Annotated in this window: 1 protein-coding gene; it reads left to right on the forward strand. The window is 67.7% G+C overall.

Annotation, left to right across the window (positions count from 1 at the left end; all coding sequences use genetic code 11):
• A partial coding sequence (locus J9611_RS21500) for a hypothetical protein (RefSeq protein WP_211883343.1) occupies positions 1-657 on the forward strand: 657 nt, incomplete at its 5' end.
• Between the last annotated feature and the right edge of the window lie 67 nt (positions 658-724).

Genomic DNA, 724 nt, shown 5'->3' on the forward strand with positions numbered 1-724 from the left:
TTCGCCGGAATCGCCGCCGCCGGTTCGCTCATGTTCTCCCTGGCCGCCTGCAGCCCGGCCAGCAACACCTCCGCCGCCCCCGCTTCCTCGTCGTCCTCCGCGTCCGCAGAAGCGCCCAAGCCGCTGGCCTCGATCCCGGCCCTGACCGGGACCAGCACCGCGGTCAAGCTCGACGCGTCCTTCGCCAAGGCCCTCGAGACCCTGAAACTGACCCCGGGGGTCATCGGCACCGCGGCCCTGACCGACGGCTCGCTGATCTTCCCGATCACCGGCGGCAAGGTCGACTACTACGACCCGTCCAAGGACTACCGCCCCTACGTCCAGGGCCTGATCAGCCACGCCGGCTCCGGCTTCTCCCTCACCGCCGGCGAGACCAAGGTCGACCTGACCAACTTCACCATCGACCCGGGCACCTCCAAGCTCTACGGTGACGTCGCGGTCAACGGCACGGTCGCGGCGAAGCAGGCCTACATCTTCAACCTCGACGGCTCCACCCTCAAGCCCCTCGCCAAGGCCGGCGACACCGCCATCCTGGAAGGCACCCGCGTGCTGATCTCCGACACCGCCGCCGGCCTGCTGAACAAAACCTTCAAGACCGACGCCGTGAAAGCCGACATGCTCGTCGGCATCGCCAAAATCACCGTCAACACCAAGTAACAACCGCCAAGACCTGCCGGAGGCATGGTCTGCACCGGCAGGAACGTGCCGCGGACCCTCAGGGTCC

The sequence above is a fragment of the Pseudarthrobacter albicanus genome, from assembly GCF_018224015.1.
Lineage (GTDB): Bacteria > Actinomycetota > Actinomycetes > Actinomycetales > Micrococcaceae > Arthrobacter > Arthrobacter albicanus.